25 protein-coding genes are annotated in these 24,666 nt (G+C 75.4%); 17 read left to right on the top strand and 8 right to left on the bottom strand.

Annotated elements, in window-relative coordinates; all coding sequences use genetic code 11:
* Positions 1-48 precede the first annotated feature (48 nt).
* The gene (locus tag ACRYM2_RS07545) at positions 49-1,041 is read left to right on the top strand and encodes a nucleoside hydrolase (protein WP_432521165.1); all 993 of its coding nucleotides are present in this window, start codon (positions 49-51) and stop codon (positions 1,039-1,041) included.
* 31 nt (positions 1,042-1,072) lie between these two features.
* Here ACRYM2_RS07545 and ACRYM2_RS07540 read toward each other — a convergent pair whose 3' ends face one another.
* Positions 1,073-1,651 carry a hypothetical protein gene (locus ACRYM2_RS07540; RefSeq protein ID WP_432521163.1) on the bottom strand — a complete coding sequence of 193 codons (579 nt, stop codon included), beginning with the start codon at positions 1,649-1,651 and terminating at the stop codon, positions 1,073-1,075.
* Between the two features lie 163 nt (positions 1,652-1,814).
* Between ACRYM2_RS07540 and corA the strand changes: the two genes are divergently transcribed.
* The 4 genes from corA to yidD all read left to right on the top strand — a co-directional run bounded on the left by corA (position 1,815) and on the right by yidD (position 5,087).
* Positions 1,815-2,897, top strand: coding sequence for a magnesium/cobalt transporter CorA (gene corA / locus ACRYM2_RS07535; protein WP_432521161.1), 1,083 nt, complete (start codon positions 1,815-1,817; stop codon positions 2,895-2,897).
* Between the two features lie 85 nt (positions 2,898-2,982).
* Positions 2,983-4,059 (top strand): CDP-glycerol glycerophosphotransferase family protein, encoded by a 1,077-nt coding sequence (locus ACRYM2_RS07530; protein ID WP_432521159.1) that lies wholly within the window; start codon positions 2,983-2,985, stop codon positions 4,057-4,059.
* Entirely contained in the window at positions 4,056-4,790 is a 735-nt protein-coding gene (locus ACRYM2_RS07525) for a phosphocholine cytidylyltransferase family protein (RefSeq protein WP_432521158.1), read from the top strand. Before ACRYM2_RS07530 ends, ACRYM2_RS07525 begins: the two co-directional genes overlap by 4 nt.
* Before the next feature lie 9 nt (positions 4,791-4,799).
* Positions 4,800-5,087 carry a membrane protein insertion efficiency factor YidD gene (yidD, locus tag ACRYM2_RS07520; RefSeq protein ID WP_432521156.1) on the top strand — a complete coding sequence of 96 codons (288 nt, stop codon included), beginning with the start codon at positions 4,800-4,802 and terminating at the stop codon, positions 5,085-5,087.
* A gap of 63 nt (positions 5,088-5,150) precedes the next feature.
* On the opposite strand, the gene purU is transcribed toward yidD, so the two are convergent.
* The gene (purU, locus tag ACRYM2_RS07515; protein ID WP_432521154.1) at positions 5,151-6,008 is read right to left on the bottom strand and encodes a formyltetrahydrofolate deformylase; all 858 of its coding nucleotides are present in this window, start codon (positions 6,006-6,008) and stop codon (positions 5,151-5,153) included.
* 24 nt (positions 6,009-6,032) lie between these two features.
* Between purU and ACRYM2_RS07510 the strand changes: the two genes are divergently transcribed.
* From ACRYM2_RS07510 to ACRYM2_RS07475, 8 genes are all read left to right on the top strand, one after another.
* A complete protein-coding gene (locus ACRYM2_RS07510; protein WP_432521153.1) occupies positions 6,033-7,178 on the top strand; it encodes an isochorismate synthase in 1,146 nt (381 codons plus the stop codon).
* Between the two features lie 157 nt (positions 7,179-7,335).
* Positions 7,336-8,637, top strand: coding sequence for a serine hydroxymethyltransferase (gene glyA, locus ACRYM2_RS07505; RefSeq protein ID WP_432521151.1), 1,302 nt, complete (start codon positions 7,336-7,338; stop codon positions 8,635-8,637).
* Positions 8,634-9,521, top strand: coding sequence for a bifunctional methylenetetrahydrofolate dehydrogenase/methenyltetrahydrofolate cyclohydrolase (locus ACRYM2_RS07500; protein ID WP_432521149.1), 888 nt, complete (start codon positions 8,634-8,636; stop codon positions 9,519-9,521). The genes glyA and ACRYM2_RS07500 overlap by 4 nt, the downstream gene beginning before the upstream one ends.
* Before the next feature lie 70 nt (positions 9,522-9,591).
* Positions 9,592-10,416, top strand: coding sequence for an exodeoxyribonuclease III (locus ACRYM2_RS07495; RefSeq protein WP_432521148.1), 825 nt, complete (start codon positions 9,592-9,594; stop codon positions 10,414-10,416).
* 100 nt (positions 10,417-10,516) lie between these two features.
* Complete coding sequence (locus ACRYM2_RS07490; protein WP_432521146.1) at positions 10,517-11,473, top strand: ABC transporter ATP-binding protein; 957 nt, start codon at positions 10,517-10,519, stop codon at positions 11,471-11,473.
* Positions 11,466-12,359 carry a hypothetical protein gene (locus ACRYM2_RS07485; RefSeq protein ID WP_432521145.1) on the top strand — a complete coding sequence of 298 codons (894 nt, stop codon included), beginning with the start codon at positions 11,466-11,468 and terminating at the stop codon, positions 12,357-12,359. The genes ACRYM2_RS07490 and ACRYM2_RS07485 overlap by 8 nt, the downstream gene beginning before the upstream one ends.
* The gene (locus ACRYM2_RS07480) at positions 12,356-13,336 is read left to right on the top strand and encodes an ABC transporter ATP-binding protein (RefSeq protein WP_432521143.1); all 981 of its coding nucleotides are present in this window, start codon (positions 12,356-12,358) and stop codon (positions 13,334-13,336) included. The genes ACRYM2_RS07485 and ACRYM2_RS07480 overlap by 4 nt, the downstream gene beginning before the upstream one ends.
* Positions 13,333-14,082 (top strand): ABC transporter permease subunit, encoded by a 750-nt coding sequence (locus tag ACRYM2_RS07475; RefSeq protein ID WP_432521142.1) that lies wholly within the window; start codon positions 13,333-13,335, stop codon positions 14,080-14,082. Before ACRYM2_RS07480 ends, ACRYM2_RS07475 begins: the two co-directional genes overlap by 4 nt.
* Positions 14,083-14,112: 30 nt before the next feature.
* On the opposite strand, the gene ACRYM2_RS07470 is transcribed toward ACRYM2_RS07475, so the two are convergent.
* The 5 genes from ACRYM2_RS07470 to ACRYM2_RS07450 all read right to left on the bottom strand — a co-directional run bounded on the left by ACRYM2_RS07470 (position 14,113) and on the right by ACRYM2_RS07450 (position 21,240).
* Positions 14,113-15,945, bottom strand: coding sequence for a putative bifunctional diguanylate cyclase/phosphodiesterase (locus ACRYM2_RS07470; RefSeq protein ID WP_432521140.1), 1,833 nt, complete (start codon positions 15,943-15,945; stop codon positions 14,113-14,115).
* A 74-nt stretch (positions 15,946-16,019) separates the two neighbouring features.
* Complete coding sequence (gene galK, locus ACRYM2_RS07465) at positions 16,020-17,252, bottom strand: galactokinase (protein WP_432521138.1); 1,233 nt, start codon at positions 17,250-17,252, stop codon at positions 16,020-16,022.
* Positions 17,249-18,391, bottom strand: a complete 1,143-nt coding sequence (gene galT, locus ACRYM2_RS07460) for a galactose-1-phosphate uridylyltransferase (RefSeq protein ID WP_432521137.1) — start codon at positions 18,389-18,391, stop codon at positions 17,249-17,251. Before galT ends, galK begins: the two co-directional genes overlap by 4 nt.
* Entirely contained in the window at positions 18,388-19,179 is a 792-nt protein-coding gene (locus ACRYM2_RS07455; protein WP_432521169.1) for a DeoR/GlpR family DNA-binding transcription regulator, read from the bottom strand. Before ACRYM2_RS07455 ends, galT begins: the two co-directional genes overlap by 4 nt.
* A 3-nt stretch (positions 19,180-19,182) precedes the next feature.
* The gene (locus ACRYM2_RS07450) at positions 19,183-21,240 is read right to left on the bottom strand and encodes a beta-galactosidase (protein WP_432521135.1); all 2,058 of its coding nucleotides are present in this window, start codon (positions 21,238-21,240) and stop codon (positions 19,183-19,185) included.
* 103 nt (positions 21,241-21,343) lie between these two features.
* Between ACRYM2_RS07450 and trpS the strand changes: the two genes are divergently transcribed.
* Genes trpS through ACRYM2_RS07430 form a run of 4 tightly spaced genes read left to right on the top strand, consistent with a single transcriptional unit; the run spans position 21,344 to position 24,321 of the window.
* Positions 21,344-22,411: a tryptophan--tRNA ligase gene (gene trpS / locus ACRYM2_RS07445; protein WP_432521134.1), complete on the top strand. Its 1,068-nt coding sequence runs from the start codon at positions 21,344-21,346 to the stop codon at positions 22,409-22,411.
* A complete protein-coding gene (locus ACRYM2_RS07440; RefSeq protein WP_432521132.1) occupies positions 22,408-22,932 on the top strand; it encodes a 2'-5' RNA ligase family protein in 525 nt (174 codons plus the stop codon). The genes trpS and ACRYM2_RS07440 overlap by 4 nt, the downstream gene beginning before the upstream one ends.
* Positions 22,933-22,948: 16 nt before the next feature.
* Positions 22,949-24,061 (top strand): YihY/virulence factor BrkB family protein, encoded by a 1,113-nt coding sequence (locus tag ACRYM2_RS07435; protein WP_432521131.1) that lies wholly within the window; start codon positions 22,949-22,951, stop codon positions 24,059-24,061.
* Between the two features lie 23 nt (positions 24,062-24,084).
* The gene (locus ACRYM2_RS07430; protein ID WP_432521130.1) at positions 24,085-24,321 is read left to right on the top strand and encodes an SCO4848 family membrane protein; all 237 of its coding nucleotides are present in this window, start codon (positions 24,085-24,087) and stop codon (positions 24,319-24,321) included.
* Here ACRYM2_RS07430 and ACRYM2_RS07425 read toward each other — a convergent pair.
* The gene (locus tag ACRYM2_RS07425) at positions 24,290-24,610 is read right to left on the bottom strand and encodes an MBL fold metallo-hydrolase (protein ID WP_432521129.1); all 321 of its coding nucleotides are present in this window, start codon (positions 24,608-24,610) and stop codon (positions 24,290-24,292) included. The genes ACRYM2_RS07430 and ACRYM2_RS07425 overlap by 32 nt on opposite strands.
* Positions 24,611-24,666 lie beyond the last annotated feature (56 nt).

Genomic DNA, 24,666 nt, shown 5'->3' with positions numbered 1-24,666 from the left:
CCGCACCCGGCCGGGTGCGGGGCCGTGCGCGTTCCCTAGGATCCGCGGATGACCGAGCCCCCCGCGCGCCGCCAGGTGATCGTCGACACCGACACCGGCCTCGACGACGCCCTCGCGCTGCTGCACCTTGCGGGCTCGCCCCGCGCCGACATCGCCGCCGTGACCACCGTCTACGGCAACTGCGCCGTCGAGGACTCCCTGCGCAACGCGGCCTTCGTGCTGCGGCTGGCCGGGCTGGAGGGCGTGCCGCTCTCGCGCGGTGCGGCGGGCCCGCTGGAGGGCGAGGCGCACATCGCCGGCTACGTGCACGGCGAGGACGGCCTCGGCGACCTCGGCCTGCAGCGCCCCGACCCGCAGGTCACCGAGCGCTCGGCGGCCGAGCAGGTCGTGGCGCTGGCCCACGAGGCGCCCGGCCGCTACGACCTGCTGGCCCTGGGCCCGCTCACCAACCTCGCGCTCGCGCTGCGGCTGGACCCGCAGCTGCTGCACAAGCTGCGCTCGGTGGTCCTCATGGGCGGCTCCGGGCCCTACCAGCCGCTGGGGCGCTCGCTGATGATCGACGCCAACGTCCAGAACGACGCCGCGGCCGCGCACGCGCTGCTGTCCGCCGACCGCCCCGCCGACGACACCGTGACGATGGTCGGCGTCGACGTCACCGGGACGGTCGTCCTGGAGGAGTCGATGACGAGCTCGCTGCGCCACGCCGGCACCGCCTGGGGCGCCTTCGCCGCCGACGTCCTCGAGGCCTACCACCGCTTCTACGTGCACGAGTGGGGCCGGGCGGTCGCACCCGTGCACGACCCGCTGGCCGCCGCCGTCCTCGTCCACCCCGAGCTGGTCACCCGCCGCGTCAGCGCACCGGCCGCCGTGACGAGCAACGGCTTCGCCACCCGCGCCCGGCTGCTGCGGCTGCCCGACGGCACCCCGCCCGCGCTGCCCCGCGGGATCGCGCTGCAGCCGGCCACCGCGGTCGTCGAGGTCGACCGCGGCGCCTTCCTCGCCGAGCTCGTCGAGGGCCTGGCCGGCGGCCGGGCGCGCTGAGCGGCCCGGACCCGCGCCTCGGGCCCGCGCCTCAGCCCACCGGCAGGGAGGCGGCGGCCTCGCGCTCCAGCGCGGCGAGGTCGACGAGCAGGCTGGCCGCGCCGTGCAGGCGGTCGCTGAGCGCGTCCATGCCGGGGGAGAGGATCGTCAGGTCCCCGCGCTCGGCGAGGTCGGCGAAGATGCCGTCGTTGCTCACCACGAGCACCTCGATCGGGTCGGGGACCGCCGCGGCCGCCGCCAGCAGCACGTGGTCGGCCACGTCCGCCCCGTCGGCCACCGGCTGCGCGGCCGCGGCGAACTCCGCCAGCCACGGCCGGGAGCGCGCGACGGCACCGGCCTGGCCGGCCAGCACGACGTGGTCGGCCTGGCGGGCGAGCTCCACGACGACGTCCAGGCGCGCCCGCAGCCGCCCGCGGGCCGCGCGCAGGTTGTCCAGGTCCACCAGCAGCACGCGGGTGGCGCCCTGCCCGGCCCACACGGGGTAGTCGCGCACCAGCGCGCGCAGCGCCTGCCCGAGCGGGTCGGGCGCCGGGGCGTCCGGGTCCGGGACGTCCTCGAGGCTGATCCACTCGTACTCGTCCCACTCGCTCGGCCCGCCACCCAGTCCCATGCCCCAGATGCTCCCGCGTCCGGGTGCTCCCGGCGCCCGCGACCTGCCGCGTCGGTCACACTGGGCGGGGCCGCACCCCCGGCGGCCCCGCCGGCCGGCCACCCGCGACCGACCCGACGACCCGACGACCCCGGGAGGTGCCGTGCCCCGCCGCAGGCTCCCCATGCCCTCGCGCAACCTGGCGCGCGACGGCGCCATCCCCTCCGTGCCGGTGACCACGCGGCGCAGCAGCCTCGTCGACAGCGGCGTCTACCGCGACGGGCGCCGCCTCGCCTCCCCGGAGGACCTCGTCGCCACCTGCCGCCTGCTGCGCGAGGAGAGCGGGCGGGTGGCCTGGATGGGGCTCTACCGCCCGGCCGAGGACGAGCTCAACGCCCTCGCCGGCGAGTTCGGGCTGCACGAGCTGGCCGTGGAGGACGCCGTCCTGGCGCACCAGCGGCCGAAGCTGGAGCGCTACGGCGACACGCTCTTCGTCGTCCTGCGCGCCGCGCGCTACGTCGACGACAGGGAGTCGGTCGAGTTCGGCGAGCTGCACCTGTTCATCGGGCCGGACTTCGTCATCACCGTGCGCCACAGCGAGTCCCCGGACCTGTCGGCCGTGCGCCGGCGCATGGAGGCCGACCCCGACCTGCTCGCCCTGGGCCCGGAGGCGGTCCTGTACGCGATCCTGGACGCCGTCGTCGACGGCTACGGGCCGGTCCTGCGCGGGCTGGAGAACGACGTCGACGAAATCGAGACCCAGGTCTTCACCGGTGACCCGACGGTCTCGCGCCGCATCTACGAGCTCTCCCAGGAGGTCGCCGACTTCCAGCGCGCGGTCACCCCGCTGCAGGCGATCCTGACCGGCCTGACCGGCGGCTTCCAGAAGTACCGCGTCGACCAGGAGCTGCAGCGCTACCTGCGCGACGTGGCCGACCACGTCACCGTCGCGGCCGAGCGGATCGAGAGCTACCGCAACCAGCTGCGCGACATCCTCACGGTCAACGCGACGCTGGTCGGCCAGCGCCAGAACGAGGAGATGCGCTCGCTGACGGAGGCCAGCTACGCCCAGAGCGAGGAGGTCAAGAAGATCTCCTCCTGGGCGGCGATCCTCTTCGCCCCGAGCCTCGTCGGCGGCATCTACGGCATGAACTTCGACCACATGCCGGAGCTGCACTGGTACCTCGGGTACCCGCTGGCGCTGGCGCTGATGCTCGGCCTGAGCGTCACCCTGTACGTCATCTTCCGCAGGCGCGGGTGGCTGTGACGCGCGCCGGGGCCTGCGGGGTGGCATCATCGCATCTTCGCGGTCGGTCGAACAAGGGCGTCACGCGATCGGACAGAGGTGAGAAGTGAAGATCGTCTACCACAGCTTCGAGGGGCGGTACTCGGACAACCCGAAGGCGCTGCACCAGGCGCTGACGGCACGGGCCGGTCAGGACCACGAGCACGTCTGGCTCGCCGACGCGGAGCACGCGCACGGCTTCCCCGCGGACGCGGTGACCGTGCCCTTCGGCACGCCCGAGGCCCGCGAGGCCCTGGAGAGCGCCGACCTCGTCGTCTCCAACACCCACCTCGACCTCGAGTGGGACAAGGCCCCCGGCGCCACGTACCTGCAGACCTGGCACGGCACGCCCCTGAAGCGCATCCACCGCGACGTGCTCTTCGCCCCCGAGGGCCGGCTGGACCGCCTCGACCACGACGTCGCCCGCTGGGACCTGCTGCTGTCGCCCAACGCGGCCAGCACGCCGCTGCTGCGCGGCGCCTTCCGCTTCGAGGGCCCGGTGCACGAGACCGGCTACCCGCGCAACGACGTCCTGCTCGCCCCGGACGCCGCCCAGCGGCGCGCGCGCGTGCGCGAGCAGCTGGGCATCGCCGAGGACGCGCAGGCCGTCCTGTACGCGCCGACGTGGCGCGACGACGACGTCTTCGGCGACGGCCCCAAGTTCGCGCTGCGCTTCGACGTCGAGCGCTTCCAGCGCGAGCTGGGCGAGGACCACGTCCTCATGCTGCGCCTGCACTACATGGTCTCGGCCGCGCTGGCCGGTGCCGAGCTGCCCGGGGTGGTCGACGTCTCCTTCCACCCGGACATCAGCGACCTGTACCTCGCCGCTGACGTGCTCGTCACCGACTACTCCTCGGTGCAGTTCGACTTCGCGGTGACCGGGAAGCCGATCGTCCACCACGTGCACGACCTCGAGCACTACCGGGACGTGCTCAGGGGCTTCTACTTCGACTTCGAGGAGATCGCCGCGGGCCCGCTGCTGGCGACCTCCGAGGAGGTCGTCGAGGCGCTGCGCGACGTCGACGCCGTCGCAGCGCAGTACAAGGACCGCTACGCCGCCTTCCAGGAGCGCTTCTGCCACCTGGAGGACGGCCGCGCGAGCGACCGGGTCCTGGACCTGGTGCTCGGGGAGGAGAACCGATGAACGTGCAGGTGTCGATCCTAGCCGCGGGGATGGGGACCCGGCTGGGCCGTCCGCTGCCCAAGTCGCAGACCCGGTTGCGCGACGGGCGCACGATCATGCAGCAGCAGGTGGACAACCTGCGCTCGGTGCTCGGCGCGGACGTGCCGATCACCGTGGTCGTCGGCTTCAAGGCGACGGTGATCATGGAGGCGCGTCCCGACGTCCTCTTCGCCTACAACGAGCTGTTCGACTCCACGAACACCTCCAAGAGCCTGCTGCGGGCCCTGGTGACCTCCCAGCCGGGCGGTGTGCTCTGGCTCAACGGCGACGTCGTCTTCGACCCGCGCATCCTGCTCGACGTGCAGCCGTGGCTGTCGCGCGACGAGTCCTTCGTCTGCGTCAACACCGAGGCCGTGGGCGACGAGGAGGTCAAGTACACCGTCGACGCCGAGGGGTTCGTCCAGGAGCTGTCGAAGACCGTCGTCGGCGGGCTCGGCGAGGCGGTCGGCATCAACTACGTCTCCTCGCGCGACAAGGCCGTCCTGATCGAGTGCCTGCGCGCGTGCGAGGACCAGGACTACTTCGAGCGCGGGATCGAGCTGGCGATCGAGCGCGGCGTGCGCGTGGCGCCGGTGGACATCTCCGCCCGCGACGTCGTGGAGATCGACTTCGAGCAGGACCTGGTGCGCGCCGACGCCATCGACGCCGAGCACCTGCGTCTCGACGTGCACACCTCCGTGGACGCCCTCTAGCGTCGTCGCGTGCTCTCCACCACGCTGCCCGCGCGTCTGATCGACGCGGCCATCGCCGGCTACCAGCGGCGGCTGTCGCCGCGGAAGGGCTACGCGTGCGCGCACCGCGTCGCCCACGGCGGGGACTCCTGCTCCGGCGCCGTGCGCGAGCTCGTGCGCTCGCGCGGCCTGCTGCGCTCCGCCGCGCCGAGCGCGCTGCGCTTCCTGGCCTGCTACCGGGCGGTCTCGCTGCTGACGCCGGGGCAGACGCAGGGGGTGTGCTGCTGCGGCGGCATCCCCATCCCGTTCCGCTTCTGAGCCTGCGGGGCCCGCAGGAGGCCCGTCCCGCGCCACCCGGCGCGGGCGGGCGCCCCGGGGCGCTCAGCGGAAGACGACGGTCCGGTTGCCGTCGAGCAGCACCCGCTGCTCGGCGTGCCAGCGCACCGCGCGCGCCAGCGTGCGGGCCTCCACGTCCTGGCCCAGCCGGACCAGCTCGGCCGGGGTGTGGCGGTGGTCCACCCGCTCGATCTCCTGCTCGATGATCGGGCCCTCGTCGAGGTCGGCGGTCACGTAGTGCGCCGTCGCGCCGATGATCTTCACCCCGCGCGCGTGCGCCTGGTGGTAGGGGCGGGCCCCCTTGAAGCTCGGCAGGAACGAGTGGTGGATGTTGATTGCCCGGCCCGTGAGGCTGCGGCACAGCGGGTCGGACAGGATCTGCATGTAGCGCGCCAGCACCACCAGCTCCACGTCGAGCTCGTCGACGAGCTCCAGCAGCCGCGCCTCCCCGGCCGCCTTCGAGGCCTCGTCGCCGGTGGTGACCGGCACGTGGTGGAAGGGCACGCCGTAGAACTCGGCCAGCGGGGCGAGGTCGGTGTGGTTGGAGACCACGGCGGCCACGTCGATGGGCAGGTCGCCCGAGCGGTGCCGGAAGAGCAGGTCGTTGAGGCAGTGGCCCTGCTTGGAGCACATGACCAGGGTGCGCATCGGCACGTCGGCCGCCGACAGCTTCCAGGTCAGCTCGAAGCGGGCCGCGACGACCTGCAGGGTGGCGCGCAGCGCCTCCTCGGGGGCGGCGGCGTCGAAGGCCACCCGCATCGTGAACAGCCCGGTGTCCGGGTCCCCGAACTGCTGGCTCTCGGTGATGTTCGCGTCGAGCGCGACGAGGGCCCCCGTCACGGCGTGGACGATCCCGGGACGGTCGGGGCAGGACAGGGTCAGGACCCTCGGGCGCGTGCTCACAGCGGACCAGCCTAGGGTGAGGGCGTGCCTGAACCTGCGGCGGCAGCCCTCGCGGTGCGCGCCGGGGCCACCGTCTTCTCCGGCGAGAAGTCGACGCTGCTGCAGACCGGCCCGCGCGCGCCCGTGCCCGGCCGCAGCGGCCGCGAGCAGCTGCAGCGCGTCGAGCGCGCGCTGGAGGACTGCCCGCCGGGCGTGGTGGCCGCCGGTGCCGTGCCCTTCGACCTCGACGCCCCCGGCGCGCTGCGCCTGGGCCCCGCCCAGGTGGTGCCCGGCCCCCTGCACCTGCCCCCGCTCGGCCGCCGCCGCGCGGTGACGGTGGCGCGCAGCAGGCCCCGCCCGGCCCCGGCCGGCTACGCCGACGCCGTCCGCGCGGCGCTGGCGCGCATCGAGGCCGGCGGGCTGCAGAAGGTCGTCCTGGCCCGCACCCTGGAGCTGGACGCCCTCGAGGAGTGGTCGGTGCCGGACCTGCTCGGCGAGCTCGTGGCCCGCAACCCCGCCGCGACCTCGCTGGCGGTGCCGCTGGACGACCCCGCCGCCCCCCGCGCGCGCTGGCTGGTCGGCGCCAGCCCCGAGCTGCTGCTGCGCCGGCGAGGCCCCAGCGTCCTGCTGCGCCCGCTGGCCGGGTCCGCCCCGCGCTCGCCGGAGCCGGCCGAGGACGTGCGCCGCGCCGACGAGCTGATGTCCTCCGACAAGGACCGCCGCGAGCACGCCTTCGTCGTCGAGGCCATCGTCGAGGCGCTGTCGCCGTTCTGCCGCAAGATCAGCGCCCCCGAGCCGGAGCTGCTGGCCACCCCGGCGGTCTGGCACCTGGCGACCCGCATCACCGCGCTGCTGAGCGACACCTCCACCACGTCGGTGGACCTCGTCGCGGCGCTGCACCCCACCCCGGCCGTCGGCGGCTCCCCCCGCGCGGCCGCCCTCGACGTCATCCGCGAGGTCGAGGGCGGGCCCGGCGGCATCGACCGCGGCTGCTACGCCGGGGCCGTCGGCTGGCAGGACGGCGACGGCGACGGCGAGTGGGTGGTGGCCGTGCGCTGCGCCGAGGTCGCCGGCCGCACGCTGCGCGTGTTCGCCGGTGCGGGCATCGTCGCGGGCTCGGACCCGGACGCCGAGGTCGCCGAGACGGCCGCCAAGATGCGCACGGTGCTCGACGCGGCCGTGGCCCGCTGACCGGGGCCTGGGCTAACCTGGAGCGGCCGCGACTGGCGAAGGTGGGGGACCACCGGGGAGCGGCAACGGGTCCGTCCTCGCGCCGGCCCGCCGTTCACGGGGTCGTCCGCCTGGGCCTCGCGTCGCCACCGCCGCCCGGATGCACGAGGAGCGCAACGTGACCGACGTCCTGCCCACCCGGACCAGCGCGGGTGTGACCGACCGCCCGCTGGCCGAGGTCGACCCCGAGATCGCCGCCGTGCTCGACGCCGAGCTCGGCCGCCAGCGCGACACCCTGGAGATGATCGCGAGCGAGAACTTCGCGCCGCGCTCGGTGCTGGAGGCCCAGGGCTCCGTGCTGACCAACAAGTACGCCGAGGGCTACCCCGGCAAGCGCTACTACGGCGGCTGCGAGCACGTCGACGTGGCCGAGGAGCTGGCCCGCGAGCGCGCCAAGGCGCTGTTCGGCGCCGAGCACGCCAACGTCCAGCCGCACTCGGGCGCCAGCGCCAACGCGGCCGCCATGCACGCCTTCATCCGCGGCGGCGACGGCATCCTGGGCCTGGAGCTGGCCCACGGCGGCCACCTGACCCACGGCATGAAGATCAACTTCTCCGGGCGCATGTACGACGTGTCGTCCTACGGCGTGGACCCGCAGACCTTCCGCGTCGACATGGACGTCGTGCGCGCCACGGCGCTGTCGGCGCGCCCGAAGCTCATCATCGCCGGCTGGTCGGCCTACCCCCGCCAGCTCGACTTCGCCGCCTTCCGCTCCATCGCCGACGAGGTCGGCGCGCACCTCATGGTCGACATGGCGCACTTCGCCGGCCTGGTCGCCGCGGGGCTGCACCCCTCGCCCGTCCCGCACGCGGACGTGGTCACCTCCACGGTCCACAAGACGCTCGCGGGCCCGCGCTCCGGGCTGATCCTCACCCGGCAGGAGTTCGCCAAGAAGGTCGACTCCGCGGTCTTCCCCGGCCAGCAGGGCGGCCCGCTCATGCACGTCGTCGCGGCGAAGGCCGTCGCCTTCAAGGTCGCCGCCGGCGAGGAGTTCGCCGAGCGCCAGCGCCGCACCCTGGAGGGCGCGCGGATCGTCGCCGAGCGGCTCACCGCCGCCGACGTGCGCGAGGCCGGCGTCTCCGTCCTGACCGGCGGCACCGACGTCCACCTCGTCCTCGTCGACCTGCGCGACTCCGCGCTCGACGGCAAGCAGGCCGAGGACCGCCTCCACGAGGTCGGCATCACCGTCAACCGCAACGCGGTGCCCTTCGACCCGCGCCCGCCGATGGTCACCTCGGGGCTGCGCATCGGCACCCCGGCGCTGGCCACCCGCGGCTTCGGCGCGCAGGAGTTCACCGAGGTCGCCGACGTCATCGCGCAGGCGCTCAAGCCGGACTTCGACGCGGACGCGCTGCGCGCACGCGTCGCGAAGCTGACGGCCGACTTCCCGCTGTACCCGAGCGCGGGGACCTTCGCGTGAGCGCGGTCGTCCTCGACGGCAGGGCCGCGGCGGCGGCGGTCAAGGCGGACCTGAAGGAGCGGGTGGCGGTGCTGCGCGAGCGCGGCGTCGTCCCGGGCCTGGGCACCGTCCTGGTCGGCGACGACCCCGGCTCGGCCAGCTACGTGCGCGGCAAGCACCGCGACTGCGCCGAGGTGGGCATCGCCTCGATCCAGGTGGAGCTGCCGGGCACCGCCACCCAGGGCGAGATCGAGTCCGAGGTCGCCCAGCTCAACGCCGACCCCGCCTGCACCGGGTTCATCGTCCAGCTGCCGCTGCCCGCCGGTGTCGACGCCAACCGCGTCCTGGAGCTCGTCGACCCCGCCAAGGACGCCGACGGCCTGCACCCGACGAACCTGGGCCGGCTGGTGCTGCGGGTGCGCGAGGAGATCACCTCCCCGCTGCCGTGCACCCCGCGCGGGGTCATCGACCTGCTGCAGCGCCACGACGTGCCGCTGGACGGCGCGGAGGTCGTCGTCGTGGGCCGCGGCGTCACCGTCGGGCGGCCCATCGGGCTGCTGCTGACCCGCCGCCACCCCAACGCCACGGTCACCCTCTGCCACACCGGCACCCGCGACCTCGCCTCGCACCTGCGCCGCGCCGACGTCGTCGTCGCGGCGGCCGGGGTCCCCGGCCTGGTGACCAGGGACGTCGTCAAGCCCGGCGCGGCCGTGCTGGACGTCGGCGTCTCCCGCGTCCCGGACCCGCAGACCGGCAGGAGCCGGCTCACCGGGGACGTGGCCCTCGACGTGGCCGAGGTCGCCGGCTTCGTGGCCCCCAACCCCGGCGGGGTCGGGCCGATGACGCGCGCGCTGCTGCTGACCAACGTCGTCGAGAGCGCGGAGCGGGCGGCCGGGCTGCGCTGAGGCGCGCCCCGGCGGGCCCCGCGCAGCGTCGCGCGGGGCCTGTCGCCGGGGTCCGGTAGCGTCCCCGGCCGTGGCCGCCCGCAAGAAGTCCCTCGTCGTCGCGACCGTCAACGTCAACGGGGTCCGGGCCGCGGTGCGGCGCGGGATGCACCCGTGGCTGGAGACCCGCGGCCCCGACGTCCTGCTGCTGCAGGAGGTCCGCGCCCCCGACGCCGAGCTGCGCAAGGCGCTGCCGGGCTACGCCCACGTCGCGCACACCGAGGCCGCGGCCAAGGGCCGCGCCGGGGTGGCGGTCGCCGCGCACGCGGAGTTCTCCGCGGTCCGCATCGGCGTCGACGACTCCGGGTACTTCGAGACCTTCGGCCGCTGGATCGAGGTGGACCTCGACACGGCCCTCGGCCCGATGACGTTCGTCAGCGCGTACGTGCACTCCGGCGAGGTGGGCTCGGCGCAGCAGGAGGACAAGTACCGCTTCCTCGACGCGATGGACGCCCGCCTCGCGCACCTGGGACGGGTGGCCGCCGACACCGGCCGCGAGGCCCTCGTCGCCGGCGACCTCAACATCGCCCACACCGAGCGCGACATCAGGAACTCCAAGGGCAACCGCGGCAAGGCGGGCTTCCTGGAGGACGAGCGCGCCCACTTCGACCACTGGTTCGGCGAGCTCGGCTGGGTGGACGCCCAGCGGCGGGTGGCCGGCGACGTGGACGGCCCGTACGCCTGGTGGTCCTGGCGGGGGCAGGCCTTCGACCGCGACACCGGGTGGCGCATCGACTACCAGCTGGTGACCCCCGGGCTGGCGCAGAAGCTGCGCTCGGTGGAGACCGACCGGGCACCCAGCTACGCCGAGCGCTTCTCCGACCACGCCCCCGTCGTGGCGACCTACGCCGGCTGACGCGCGTTCCACCGCGCGCACGGATCCTGCCCGGACGTCGCACAGGACCCGCGACGGAGGATGGACGCCGCGCGGCACCCGCAGGTGCTCGGATGGGTGCGTGAGCACCCTCGACCCGCCCGGGATCGCCTGCCGCGACGTCAGCGTGCGCTTCGGCGCGGGCACGTCCGCGGTGCAGGCCCTCGACCGCCTCGACGTGACGATGGCGGCCGGGGCCACCGGACTGCTCGGCGCGAACGGCGCCGGCAAGTCCACGCTGCTGCGCGCCGCCCTCGGCCTGGTCCGGCCCGGGAGCGGCGCGGTCAGCGTCCTCGGCCTCGACGTCGTGCGCGAGCGCGCCGAGGTGCGCCGGCGGGTGGGCTTCATGCCCGAGCACCCCTGCCTGCCGGCCGACATGTCCGCGCAGGACGTGTGCGTGCACCTGGCGCGGCTGCGCGGCCTCGGCCGCCGCGACGCCGTGCGCCGCACCAGCGAGGTCCTCTTCGCCGTCGGCCTGGAGGAGGAGCGCCGCCGCCCCGTGGGCTCGTACTCGCTGGGCATGCAGCAGCGCACCAAGCTGGCGCAGGCCATCGTCCACGGCCCCGACCTGGTCCTGCTGGACGAGCCCACCTCGGGCCTGGACCCCGCCGGGCGCGAGGAGATGCTCGCCATCGTGCGCCGGCTGTCCACCGAGCTGGGCATCCGCGTCGTGGCCAGCTCCCACGTGCTGGACGACATCGAGCGCACCTGCGACGAGGTCGTCGTCCTGCGCTCGGGGACGCTGGCCGCCCAGCGCCCCGTCGCCGTCGGCCACGACCCCTCGGGGGCGGTCGAGCTGCGGGTGACCTCCGACGCCGCCGCGTTCGCCGCGGCGCTGGCCCCGCGGGTGGAGGCCCTGGGGGTGCGGTTGAGCCCGACCGCCGCCGGTGGCATCGGGCTGTCGGCCAGCCCGGACGCCGCCCTGGACGCCGTGCGCGACCTCGCCGCCGAGCTGGGCGCGGGCGTGACGCGGCTGGTGCCCGCCGCGCGCGGGCTGGAGGACGTCGTCGTCGACGCGATGGGAGGCACCCGTGGCTGAGGGACGCGTGGGCGCGGGAGCCGGGGGGCCGGCGCCGCGCGCGGTGCTGCACGACATCCGCTACTCGCGCTTCAGCGGCGCGCTGCGCCCGCGGCGCTCGGCCGTGGGGGCGTTCGTCACCTCCAGCGTGCGCCGCCCGCTGGGCCTGCGCCGCAGCGCCGGCGCGAAGGTTTGGCCGTTCCTGCTGCTGGCCGTGGCCTACCTGCCGGCGCTGGCCGTCGTCGCGGTGCCGCTGCTGGTGCCGGCGGTGCAGGTGCAGCCCACCGACCTCATCGGCTACTCGGCGCTGCTGGCGACGAACTCCGTGGTGCTGCTGGCGTTCGTGGCCACCTCGATCCCCTCGATGCTGACCCGCGACCGCCGCGACCGGGTGCTGTCGCTGTACTTCGCCACGGCGCTGTCGTGGCTGGAGTACGTCGTCGGCTCGGTGCTCGCGGCGCTGTGGCTGCTGGCGCTCATCGTGCTGGGGCCGATGCTCGTGCTCTTCGTCGGCTCCATCGCCACCGCCGACGCGCCGGGCACCTGGGCCGCCGACCACGCCGGGGACCTGCCGCGCATCGTGCTCGCCTCGGCGGTCGTGGTGCTCTTCCACGCCGCGCTGGGGCTGGCCGTGGGCTCGCTGACCTCCCGGCGGGTGTTCGCCGTCGGCGGCTACCTCGCGGTCGTCCTCGTCGGCCCGGCGCTGGCGGGGGTGCTCGCCGTCGTCACCGGCGCCGAGTGGCCGCTGGCGCTGGACCCCTCCAGCGGCCCGGTGCGGCTGGCCGCCTCCATCGTCGACGGGCAGGTCAGCGGGCCGGGGACGCTGGCCTGGGTGGTGTGGGCGGTGGTCGTCGTCGGCGGCACGGCCGTGCTCGCCGCCCGCTACGGACGGGGGAGCGACGCGTGAGCGCGCAGGTGCAGGACGTGCAGCAGGCGCGGGTGCGGGACGTGCAGGTGGAGCTGACCGGGGTGAGCAAGTGGTTCGGCGACACCGTCGCCCTCTCCGACGTCACCGTCCGGCTGGGGGCCGGCGTCACCGGCCTGCTCGGGCACAACGGCGCCGGCAAGTCGACGGCGCTGGCCCTGCTGGCGGGCGCCACCCGCCCCAGCCAGGGCGTCGTCCGCGTCGCGGGGCTGGACCCGCACGCCGACCCGGCCGTGCACCGGGTGCTGGGGATCGTCGCCGACGGCGAGGGCACCTGGGCGCACGCCAGCGCCCGCACGCAGGTGGAGTTCCTGGCCCGCCAGCGCGGGGTGCGCTCCCCGGGCCGGGCGGCCGCGGAGGTCCTGGCCGCGGTCGGGCTCACCGACGCCGCCGACCGCCGCGTCGGGGGCTTCTCCAAGGGCATGCGGCAGCGGGTGAAGCTCGCGCAGGCGCTCGTGCACGACCCGCAGGTGCTGCTGCTCGACGAGCCCCTCAACGGCCTGGACCCCGCGCAGCGGCGCGCCGACGTGGACCTGCTCGCCCGCCTGGGCGAGCAGGGGCGCACGGTGCTGGTGAGCTCGCACGTGCTCGCCGAGGTGGAGCGCATGGCCGAGCGGGTGCTCGTCGTCGTCAACGGCCGGCTGGTCGCCGAGGGGGAGCCCACGGCCATCCGGGAACTGCTGGTGGACCGTCCGCGCACGGTGCGGCTGGAGGGGGGACGCGTGCTGGAACTGGCCGGGGCGCTGCTGGCGGAGGGGCTCGTGGTCTCGGTGCGCCGGGAGGGGGCCGGGCGCACCGGCGTGCTCGTCGAGGCGCCGCGGGCGGTGGCGCTGGCGGAGGCCGTGCCGCGGCTGGCGCAGCGCACCGGGGCCACGCTGCGCCGGGTGGAGGGCGTGGGCGAGGACCTGGAGAGCACCTTCGCGCACCTGGTGCGCGCGGCGAGGGGGGCGGGCCGATGAGCGCGCTGCCTGCCTCGCTGTCGACCTCGCTGTTCGGGTTCTCCCTGCGCGGCATCCTCTTCCGCGGGCGGACGGCGGGTTTCGCGGCGCTGCCGCTGGTCGTCGCCGCGGTCGTCGTCGCGGTCGTGGCCACCACGAGCGTGCCCGCCCGCTACGGGGTGCAGAACACCTTCACGGGCAACCTGCTCACCGGTCTCGTCGTCCCGATCGTCGCGCTGGTGCTGGGGATCGGGGCCTTCGGCGACGAGCGCGACTCCGGCACGCTGCCGCTGCTGCGGGGCGTGGCCCGGCCCCGCTGGCACGTCGTGGTGGCCCGGTTCGCGGCCGCCTGGACCTCGACGGTCGTCGTCTGCCTGCCGGCCGCCGCGGCGTGCGCGGGGCTGGGGATCTCGGTGCAGCAGCCCGCCGGGCGGGTCCTCGGCGGGGTCGCGCTGGCGACGGCGCTGACGTCGGCGGCCTACTGCGGGGTGTTCGTGCTGCTGTCGCTGCTGACCCGTCGCGGGCTGCTGGCGGGCCTGGCGTACGTGGTGCTGTGGGAGACCTTCCTGGCGGGTCTGGCGCCCGCGCTGCGGGGTCTGTCGATCGGCTCCTACGGCCGCCGGGTGGCCTCGCTGGCGATCCCGGGGGACGTCCCGCTGGGCACGGTCGCCGCGACGGGGGTGGGCACCTCCGCGCTCGTGCTCGCCGCGGTGGCGGTGGTCTCGGTGGCGCTGGCCTCGTGGCGGCTGCAGCGGATGGACGTCTGAGGGTGTCGGCCGGGGTGCCGGCCGCGGGGCTCAGGCGCTGAGCGCCGCGGTCAGCTGCGCGGCCGGCACCGGGCGCGAGAGGTGGTACCCCTGCGCCAGCCGGCAGCCGACGTCCGCGAGGCGCTGCAGGGTCGAGGCGTCCTCGACGCCCTCGACGACGACGTCGCAGCCGAGGTCGAGGCCGAGCCGCACGACCGAGGCGATGACGGGGGTGGCCTCGGCCGTGGTGGCCAGCGCCTGGGTGAAGCTGCGGTCGATCTTGAGCACGGACGCCGGCAGGTGCACCAGGCGGCCGAGGGAGGAGTAGCCGGAGCCGAAGTCGTCGATGGCCAGGGCGCAGCCCAGGGAGCGCAGCCGCGAGAGCACCGCGACGCCGCGGGGGTCGTCGAGGAAGCCGGACTCGGTGACCTCCAGGACCAGCCGTCCCGGTGCCAGACCGGCCTGCGCGAGGCTGCGCACGACCTGCTCCTCCAGCCGCTCGTCGACCAGCTCGTGGACGGAGACGTTGACGAACACCCGTTCCGGGGAGGCGGCGCCCAGCTCGCGGTCCCACTGCGCCAGCTGCCGGCAGGCGGTCTGCAGGACCCACGCGCCCAGCGCCCCGATGAGCCGCGCGTGCTCGGCGGCCTCGATGAACTCCTCGGCGGCCAGCAGGCCGCGCTCGGGGTGCTGCCAGCGCACCAGCGCCTCGACGGCGCTCACGCGCGCGCTGGGGATGTCGACGATCGGCTGGTAGTGCAGCTCCAGCTCACCCGCCGACAGCGCCCGCTGCAGGTCCGGCACGAGGTGCGCGCGGGAGCTGGCGTGGGCGTAGACGGCGGGGTCGAAGAGCGCCGAGCGCCCCCGCCCGCGGCTCTTGGCCAGGTACATGGCGGCGTCGGCGCGCGAGACCAGCGCCTCCGGGGCCAGCGGGTCCTCGCCGGTGGCCACCACGACGCCGATGCTCGCCGACGGCTGCACGCCCGTGCCGCTCACCGGGGCGGCGAACTCGCGCACGACGCGGTCGGCGACGGCCGTGGCCTCCCGGGTGGCCTGCTCGGTGGTGAACCCCTCCAGCAGGACGAGGAACTCGTCACCGCCCACCCGCGCCACCAGGTCGGTGGGGCGCAGCGCGGCCCGCAGGCGGCGGGCGCTCTCGCGGATCAGCTCGTCGCCGGCGAGGTGGCCGTAGGTGTCGTTGGCGTACTTCAGCCCGTCGAGGTCCACGAAGAGCAGCCCGAGCGCGGCGCCCGGCCCCAGCGCGGCCACGGCGGCGTCCAGGCGCTGCAGGAAGACCGAGCGCACCGGCAGCCCGGTCAGCGGGTCGTGGGCGGCCAGGTGGGCCAGCTCCTCGCGCGCGGCGCGGGCCTCGTCGCGCGCCGCGGTCACCGCCAGGTAGGAGGCGGCCAGGTCGGCCAGCGCCCCGGCGGCGGCCAGGTCGCGGGTGCTGAAGCGGCGGGGCCGGCGGCGGTAGACGGTCAGCACGCCCAGCGCGCCGTCGCGCCCGCGCAGCGGGAGCGCGGCGACGGTGTGCACGCCCTGCTCGACGGCGAAGGACTGGTAGGCCGGCCAGTCGCCCTCCAGGGCCAGGTCGCCGGAGGTGACGACCTGCTCGAGGCGGAAGGCGTCGAAGCAGGGCCCGTCCTGGGTCAGCTGCTGGAAGCGCTCCAGCTCCTCCACGTCCCGCGGCGCGGCGGAGGCCAGCGCCAGCACGCCGCCGGGGCCGGGGACGACGACCCCCGCGCCGTCCACGTCCAGCACCCGCAGCGCCGAGGTCACGAGGTCGCCGAGCAGCTGCGCGACGGAGAACTCGCCGGTGACGGTGCGGGTGAAGCGACGGACGACGTCGATGAGCTCGAGGTGGGCGATGCCCGGGTCGTCCACGTCGGTGCGGCCTCCGGCTCCGGTGCCCCCGTGGTTGGAGGTGCACCGAACGTAGTGCGGAGGCCGCCCCGGCGCTACCGGTCCCGCGCCGCACCCTCGGAGGGCAGCGCGGCCAGGAACTGCGGTGCCCGCAGCCGCCGGCCGGCGAAGGCGGCGGCGACCGCGTCGGCGACCGCCTCCACCCGCTCGGCGGCCAGGAGCGCGACGGCCGAGCCGCCGAAGCCGCCGCCCGTCATGCGGGCCCCGAGCGCGCCGTGCGCGCGGGCGGTGTCGACGGCGAGGTCCAGCTCGGGGGAGGAGACCTCGTAGTCGTGGCGCAGCGACTCGTGGGAGGCGTCGAGCAGCGGGCCGATGTCGCCGGCGCGGCCGTCCTGCAGCAGCTCGGCGGTCCGCCGCACGCGGTCGATCTCGGTGACCGCGTGCCGCACGCGCCGGCGCAGCACCTGCCCGTCCTCCTGCGCGCCCACGCGCTCCAGCGCGTCCTCCAGCTGCGCGGGGTCGACCTCGCGCAGGGTCGGCACGCCCAGCAGCTGCGCCGCGCGCTCGACGTCGGCGCGGCGCTTGCCGTACTCACCGCCCGCGTGGAAGTGCTCGGCGCGGGTGTCGACGACGAGCAGCGCCAGGCCGGCGCCGGCCAGGTCCAGGGCCACCTGGCGCACGGTGTCGTCGCGGGTGTCGAGCAGGATCCCGCCACCGGCGCGGCAGCGCAGCGAGGCGGCCTGGTCCATGCCGCCGGTCGCCGCGCCCGCGACGACGTTCTCCGCCGCCATGCAGGCCCCGGCCAGCGCGGCGCGGCCGGCGTCGTCGAGCGGGGCGCCGACGAGCTCGCCGAGGGCGACGGCGACCGCGCACTCCAGGGCCGCGGAGGAGGACAGCCCCGAACCCAGGGGGACGTGCCCGTCGACGAGGGCGTCGAAACCGCCGGTGAGGGCCTCGCCGGCGAAACCCTGCCGCAGCATCGCCCACGGGACGCCGGCGACGTAGGCGCCCCAGCCGGCGGGGCTGCCCGCGCCGACGTCGGCCAGGCGGACCTCGACGTCCGAGCCGCTCTCCTGGGCGGAGCGCACCCGCACCAGGCCGTCGGTGCGCGGGCGCAGCGCGACGAACGTGCGGTGCGGCAGCGCCAGCGGCAGGCAGAGGCCGCCGGTGTAGTCGACGTGCTCGCCGATGAGGTTCACCCGACCGGGCGCCGACCAGACGCCGGCCGCCGGCTCGCCGTAGGTGGTGGCGAACAGCTCCTCCAGCGCCTGCGCGGTCGCGCCGCGCTCGGGCGCGTCGAAGAAGCTGGTCGTGCTCGTCGGGTTCACCGGGCCACCTCGCGCAGTCGTGCCGCCACCTTCTCGGGCGTGGTGTCGTTGATCCACGCCGCCATCGCCGACTCCGAGCCGGCGAGGAACTTCACCTTCGACGGTCCGCGCAGCACGCTGAACACCTGCAGGTGCAGCCGGAACTCCTCGCGCCCCTCGCGCACCGGCGCCTGGTGCCAGCCGGCGATGTAGGGCAGCGGGTGCTCGTCGGGGTAGTAGCGGTCCAGTCGGCCCAGCAGGTCCAGGTAGGCGCGCACGAGGTCCGCGCGCTCGTCGTCGTCGAGCGAGGGCAGGTCCGGCACGTCGCGGTGCGGGGCCAGGTGGACCTCGACGGGCCAGCGGGCGGCCGCCGGCACGTAGGCGGTGAAGTGCTCGGTCTCCAGGACGACGCGGGCGCCGGAGCGTCGTTCGGCGTCCAGGACGTCGCGGAACAGGTTGCGGCCCGTGGCCTCGCGGTGCTCGCGGGCCCGGCGCAGCATCGTCTGCGTCTTCGGGGTCAGGTAGGGGTAGCCGTAGATCTGCCCGTGCGGGTGCGGCAGGGTGACGCCGATCTCCTCGCCGCGGTTCTCGAAGACGAACACCTGCTCGACGCCCTCGGTCGCCGACAGCGCCTGCGTGCGGTCGATCCACGCCTCCAGCACGGTGCGGGCGCGGCGGGGTTCCAGCGTGCCGAAGGAGCCGTGGGTGTCGCTGCTGAAGCAGACCACCTCGCAGCGGCCGGCGGCCGGCCGGGTGGGCCACAGCGGTTCGCCGTCGACGAGGCCCGGCTCGCCGCCGATGCGGTTGGAGAAGGAGGGGAAGCGGTTCTCGAAGGCGACGACGTCGTAGCTGGAGTCGGCGATCTCGGTGGGGAAGCCGCCGGGGACGGTGGGGGCCAGGGGGTCCTGGTCCGGCGGCGGCATGAGGGTGCGGTCGTTGCGGTGCGAGGCCATCGCGACCCAGTCGCCCGTCAGCGGGTCGAACCGGACCTGCGAGCCGCCGCGCAGCAGCTCGTCGGCCGGCGGCAGCGGGCGGTGGTCGACGGCGTCGCGGACGCGCTCGCCGGACAGCCAGGGCTCGGTGTCGTCGAAGTAGACGATCTCCCGCCCGTCGGCCATCCGCAGGGACGTCTTGCGGAACTCGTGCGAGTTCCCGCTCATGCGCTTCCTCCATCGGTGGGACCGGCGAGCACCAGCTCGCCGACGAGTTCGGTGATCTCGGGGTGGGCCCCGGCGTCCAGCCCGCGGTCGGTGACCAGGACGTCGACGGCGTCGAGCCCGGCGAACGACATGAGTCCGACGACACCCCACTTGGAGGAGTCGGCGACGACGACCACCCGCGCGGCGGCCGCCATGAGGGCGCGGTCGGTCTCGGCCTCGGACAGGTTCGGGGTGCTGAGCCCGGCGGCGGTGTCGAAGCCGTGCACGCCCAGGAACAGCAGGTCGACGTGCAGGTCGCGCAGCCCGGCCCGGGCGACCGGGCCGACGAGGGCGTCGGAGGGGGTGCGGACCCCGCCGGTGAGGACGACGGTGCGGGCGTGGTCGGCCGGGTCGTGCAGCAGGTCGGCCACGCGCGGGGAGTTCGTCACGACGGTCAGCCCGGGCTTCTCGCGCAGCGCGCGGGCCACCTCCGCGGTGGTGGTGCCCGCCGACAGCGCGACCGAGGCGCCGGGTTCGACCAGCTCGGCCGCGGCGGCGGCGATGGCGCGCTTGGCCTCGACCTCCAGCGCGGACTTGGCGGCGAACCCGGGTTCCTCGCTGGAGCGCCCGCCGACGGCGGCCGCCCCGCCGTGCACGCGGGTGACGAGCCCGCGCCGCGACAGCTCGCCGATGTCGCGGCGCACGGTCATCTCCGAGACGCCGAGGCGCTCGACGAGGTCGGCCACGCGGACGCCGCCGTGCTCGCGGACGGCCTCCAGGATCACGCCGTGGCGCTGGTGGGCGAGCAGGGTTCAGCCCTCCCGCACGACCGCGACGGCGCCGGGCTCCAGGTGCAGGGCCCCGTCGACGGCCTCGCCGCTGACGAGGTCGTGACCGCTGACCCGCACGCCGGCGGGCTCGTCGCCGGTGTTGAGCGCGAACAGCCAGCTGCGCCCGTCGGCGGCGCGGCGGCGCACGAGGTCGACCGGGCCGGTGGCCTCGGCGACGGGTGCGACCCCGGCGCCCTCGCAGACCTCGCGCAGCAGCTCGGAGAGGGCCTCGTCGTCGGGGGAGGTGCCCAGGTACCAGGCGGCGGCGCCGGAGGGCAGCTCGCGCCGGGTCAGGGCCGGGCAGCCGGCGGTGGCGCCGTCGGCGTAGCGGGCCAGCACCTGCACGTCCTCCTCGGCGGTGGCCAGCTCGGTCCACACGTCGCCGACCCGGCCGTCGTCGAGCTCGCTCGCGACGCCCTCCAGCAGCGGGTGGAACTCCTCCACGCGCACGCCGAGCAGGTCGCGGAAGGCGCCCGGGTAGCCGCCCAGGCGCACCCGCGCGTCCTCGTCGACGATGCCGGAGAAGTAGGTGACCAGGACGTGGGTGCCGGAGGCGGCCGCGGCGCGCACGGCGTCGGCCGTGGCCGCGTCGGCCAGGTACAGCGTGGGGACGACGAGGACGCGGTAGCCCGCCAGCGTCGCGGCGAGGTCGTCGGGGTGGGCGCCGACGGGCACGACGTCGACGGTGGTCTGCGCGGCGCGCAGCAGCCCGTGCACGCGCAGCCCCAGGTCGCGGTGGCCCACGCGCGCCGAGGGCAGGGTGGGCGACTCCATCGCCCAGGCGTTCTGCCAGTCGACGAGGAGGGCGACGTCGGCGTGCACGGTCGAGCCCGCCAGCTCCCCGAGGCGGTGCAGCAGCGCACCGAGGTCGACGACCTCGCGGAAGCGCTCGGTGTCCTCCCCGGCGTGCGGGACGAGGGCGGAGTGCCACTGCTCGGCGCCGCCTGCGGAGGCGCGCCACTGGAAGAAGCAGACGCCGTCGGCGCCGCGGGCGACGTGGGCCAGGCTGTCGGCCAGCATCTGCCCGGGGCCCTTGGCGACGTTGACCGGCTGCCAGTTGACCGCGGAGGTGGAGTGCTCCATGAGCAGCCACGGCCGCCCGCCGGCGGTGCCGCGGGTGAGGTCGGCGGCGTAGGCCAGCTCGGCGCGCGGGTCGTCGGTGGCGCCGGGCCCGGAGGCCACGAGGTAGTGGTCGTTGGCGACGACGTCCTGCTCGCGGGCCCAGCGGCCGTAGTCCATCGGCCCCAGGGCCGAGCCGACCATGAAGTTGGTCGTGACGGGGACCTCGGGGGTCAGCCGGCGCAGCACCTCCTTCTCGGCCAGGTGCTGGCCCAGCAGCTCGTCGGAGCTGAAGCGCGCGAAGTCCAGCGCGTGGGCGGGGTTGGGGAAGGAGGAGGAGAGCGCCGGGACCTGCACCTGCTCGAAGGAGGTGTAGTGCTGGCTCCAGAACGCCGTCGCCCACGCCGCGTTGAGGCTCTGCACGTCGCCGTGGCGCCCGGCCAGCCAGCGCCGGAAGGAGGCGGCGCTGACCTCGCAGTAGCAGCGGGCGTTGTGGCAGCCCAGCTCGTTGCTGACGTGCCACAGCCGCAGCGCGGGGTGCTGCGCGTAGCGGGTGGCCAGCGCCTCGACCAGCTGCAGGGAGCGCTCGCGGTAGACGGGGGAGCTGGGGCACCAGCTCTGCCGGCTGCCGAAGACGACGCGGCGGCCCTCGTGGTCGACGGGCAGGACCTCCGGCCAGCGCTGGGACAGCCAGGCGGGCGGGGAGGCGGTGGCGGTGGCCAGCGAGACGCCGACGCCCCCGGCGTGCAGGTCGTCCAGGACGTCGTCGAGCCAGCCGAGCTCGAAGCGGCCGGGCTCCGGCTCGAGCAGCCCCCAGGCGAAGATGCCGACCGAGACGAGGGTGACGCCCGCCTCGCGCATGAGGCGCACGTCCTGGGCGCGGACCTCCTCGGGCCACTGCTCGGGGTTGTAGTCCGCGCCGAGCACCAGGCCGGACCGCTGCTCGCCGGGGCCGCCCGGCACGTCGCTCCACCGCCGCACCCGGGAAGCATGCCCGCCCCGCCGGACGTCGTCAACCAGAACCGCACAGAACCGCACAGGAGCCCGTGGTGGTCCACCCCGTCGCGGCTGGCAGGATGGGGGCATGCCCGAGCAGCCTGCGGCCGAGACGACGGTAGAGCGCGCCACCCGCGGCGGCAGGCCGCGCCTGCTGTCGGGGATGCAGCCGACCTCCTCCTCGCTGCACCTCGGCAACTACCTCGGGGCGCTGCGCCAGTGGGTCGCCCTGCAGGAGACCCACGAGGCGCTGTACTGCGTCGTGGACCTGCACGCCCTGACCGTCGGCCCCGACCCGGCCGCGCTGCGCGAGCGCACCCGCATCACCGCCGCGCAGTACATCGCCGCCGGCGTGGACCCCGAGCGCTCGGCGCTGTTCGTGCAGAGCCACGTGCCCGCGCACGCCGAGCTCGCCTGGGTCCTCTCCTGCCTGACCGGCTTCGGCGAGGCCAGCCGGATGACCCAGTTCAAGGACAAGTCCGCCAAGCAGGGCGCCGAGGGCACCACCGTCGGGCTGTTCACCTACCCGGTCCTCATGGCGGCCGACATCCTGCTCTACCAGGCCGCCGAGGTCCCCGTCGGCGAGGACCAGCGCCAGCACCTGGAGCTGACCCGCGACCTCGCCCAGCGCTTCAACAGCCGCTACGGCGACACCTTCACCGTGCCCGAGCCGTACATCCTCAAGGAGACGGCGAAGATCTACGACCTGCAGGAGCCGGGGTCGAAGATGAGCAAGTCCTCCTCCTCGCCCGCCGGCATCGTCGACGTCATGGACGAGCCGAAGGTGACCGCCAAGAAGATCCGCTCGGCCGTCACCGACACCGGCCGCGAGGTGCGCTACGACCCGGTCGAGAAGGCCGGCGTCTCCAACCTGCTGTCGATCCACTCCGCCCTGTCCGGGCGCAGCGTCTCCCAGCTGGAGGAGGACTTCGCCGGCCGCGGCTACGGCGACCTCAAGAAGGAGCTCGCCGAGGTCGTCACCGACGCGCTCGCCCCGGTGCGCGCCCGCGCCTCCGAGCTGGCCGCCGACCCCGGCGCCCTGGACGAGATCCTCGCCCGCGGCGCCGCCCGCGCGAACGAGATCGCCGAGCAGACCCTGGCCGCCGTCTACGACCGCGTCGGCCTCCTGGGCGCCCGGGCGGGCCGCAGGTCGTGAACGACCGGGTGCGCACCATCGGCGTGTCCATCCCGGTGCCCGCCCCGCACGCCGCGGAGCTGACGGCCTGGCGCGCCCGGTTCGGCGACCCCCTCGCCCACGCGGTGCCGCCGCACATCACCCTGCTGCCGCCCTCGCAGCTGCACCTGGACGACCTCGACGCCGTCCGCGAGCACCTGGAGACGACGGCGGCCGCCTGCGCGCCGTTCGAGGTGGTCCTGCGCGGCACGGCCACCTTCCGCCCCGTCTCGCCCGTCGTCTTCGTGCAGGTGGCCCGCGGCATCTCCGAGTGCGAGCTGCTGCAGTCGGCCGTGCGCACCGGCCCGCTGCGCCGCGAGATCGCCTTCCCGTACCACCCGCACGTCACGGTCGCCCACGACGTCGAGGAGGTCGCCCTGGACCGCGCCGAGCTCGTGTTGCGCGACTGGGAGGCGACCTTCACCGTGAAGGGGTTCAGCCTCTACGAGCACGGCGCCGACGGCGTCTGGCGGCCACGGGAGGACTTCGTCTTCCAGCAGTGAGGGGTGCGGGCCGGGCGTGAGCGCCGTCGAGCAGGCCAAGAGCGCGATCACGACGGTGACGCGCAGCTTCCCCGCCCGCGTCTGGCAGCGCTACGGCGACGCCCGCGGCAACGTGCTGGCCGGGGGGATCGCCTACTTCGCCTTCTTCTCCATCTTCCCCGCCCTCGCCGTGGGGCTGACGGTGCTCGGCTTCGTCATGAACGACGTGCCGCAGGTGCGCGACTACGTCGTGCGCAACCTCGTCGAGGGCGTCGACCAGTACGCCCCCGGCCTCGTCCACCAGGGCAACCGCCCCGCCGGGGCGGACGGGGAGCGGGCCACCGGCATCTACATCAACGACTTCCTGGAGGGCTCCGCCCTCACCTGGACCTTCGTCGTCTCCATCGCGACGTTCCTGTTCACCGGCCTGGGCTGGATGGACGGCATGCGCCAGGGCATCCGCGCCGTCTTCGGCGACGACCCCGGCGACGGCAACTTCCTGCTCGTGAGGCTGCGCGACCTGCTGGGCATGGTCGTCGTCGGCCTCGGCGTGGGCCTGTCGGTGGCCGCGGTCGTGGCCACCAACGGCGTCGGCGGCTACCTGCTGGACGCGATGGGCTTCGAGCCGTCCACCTGGTCGCGGTGGCTGCTGACCGCCCTCGGCTTCCTCGTCGCCCTCGTCATGGACACCTGCACCTTCCTGCTCGTCTTCCGGGTGCTGCCCAACGCCGACGTGCCGCTGCGCGACCTGCTGCAGGGGGCCCTGCTCGGCGGGCTCGGCCTGGGGCTGCTCAAGCAGTTCGGCACCTCCTTCGCCCGGCGCAGCGCCGAGGGCAACGCCTTCCTCGGCGCTGCCGCGACGCTCGTGGTGCTGCTCGTGCTCATGAACCTCATCGGCCGGCTCATCCTGCTGGCCGCCTCCTGGGCGGCCACCCGCGCCGACGACGCCGGCACCCTGCGTCCCGACCTCATGGCCGAGGCGCGGCTGGTCGTGCCGCTGGGGCCCGAACCCGGTCCCGAGCAGCGCTCGGGCACCGCGGGGCGCCCGTTCGTCTCCGGGCTCGTGCTCGGGGCGGCGGCCACCGGCGCGGGCGCCCTCGCGCTGCTGCGGCGCGGCGGGCGCCGGGGCGGGCGGGGCGCACGCCGCTGAGGGCGCGGTGGGAGGATCGGGGCGTGGTCCTCTCCAAGCCCGCCAGCTGGTTCCTCGTCGCGTTCGGGGTGTGGAGCTGGTTCATCTGGCCCAACTTCCTGCGCAACATCTGGGCCGACCCGCGCTCCTTCGAGGGCGGCCCGCAGCCCTTCTTCCTCGTCCACCTCGTGCTCGTCGTCGTCAGCCTCGTCCTCGGCACGGCCATCGCCGTGCTGGGGGTCCGCGGGCTCAGGGGGTCGCGGTCGACCCGACGGGGATGAGCTCCACCTCCACGCCGCCCAGCTGGCTCAGGAAGCGCAGGGTGGCCTGCTGGCCGGGCTCGGAGAGCATGAGGTCGTGGACCTGCACCGCCCGCCGCGGTGCCACCGCCCGCAGGTGGTCCACGCCCTCGGCGACCGAGGCCCACGGCCCGCTCGTGGGCAGCAGCAGCGTGCCCACCGGCACCCCGGGGACCTCGTAGGCGTCCCCGGGGTGGAAGACCTCCCCGCCGACGAGGAAGCCGACGTTCTGCACCGGCGGCAGGACGAGCGCGGACGTACGACGGGGCACCGGCCGCCCGCGCGACCGGCGCGTCCTTGCGCCGCGCGCCGCCGGGGCGGTTGGGT

The sequence above is a fragment of the Kineococcus aridisoli genome (assembly GCF_050871885.1).
Classification (GTDB): domain Bacteria; phylum Actinomycetota; class Actinomycetes; order Actinomycetales; family Kineococcaceae; genus Kineococcus.
Note: the sequence above shows the minus strand (reverse complement) of the source record. Positions and strands in the feature narration are given on the sequence as shown.

Coding starts and splice junctions, on each gene's coding strand:
- ACRYM2_RS07545 (WP_432521165.1), top strand. CDS start 49: ATGACCGAGCCCCCCGCGCGCCGCCAGGTGATCGTCGACACCGACACC.
- ACRYM2_RS07540 (WP_432521163.1), bottom strand. CDS start 1,651: ATGGGACTGGGTGGCGGGCCGAGCGAGTGGGACGAGTACGAGTGGATC.
- corA (WP_432521161.1), top strand. CDS start 1,815: ATGCCCTCGCGCAACCTGGCGCGCGACGGCGCCATCCCCTCCGTGCCG.
- ACRYM2_RS07525 (WP_432521158.1), top strand. CDS start 4,056: ATGAACGTGCAGGTGTCGATCCTAGCCGCGGGGATGGGGACCCGGCTG.
- ACRYM2_RS07475 (WP_432521142.1), top strand. CDS start 13,333: ATGAGCGCGCTGCCTGCCTCGCTGTCGACCTCGCTGTTCGGGTTCTCC.
- galT (WP_432521137.1), bottom strand. CDS start 18,391: ATGAGCGGGAACTCGCACGAGTTCCGCAAGACGTCCCTGCGGATGGCC.
- trpS (WP_432521134.1), top strand. CDS start 21,344: ATGCCCGAGCAGCCTGCGGCCGAGACGACGGTAGAGCGCGCCACCCGC.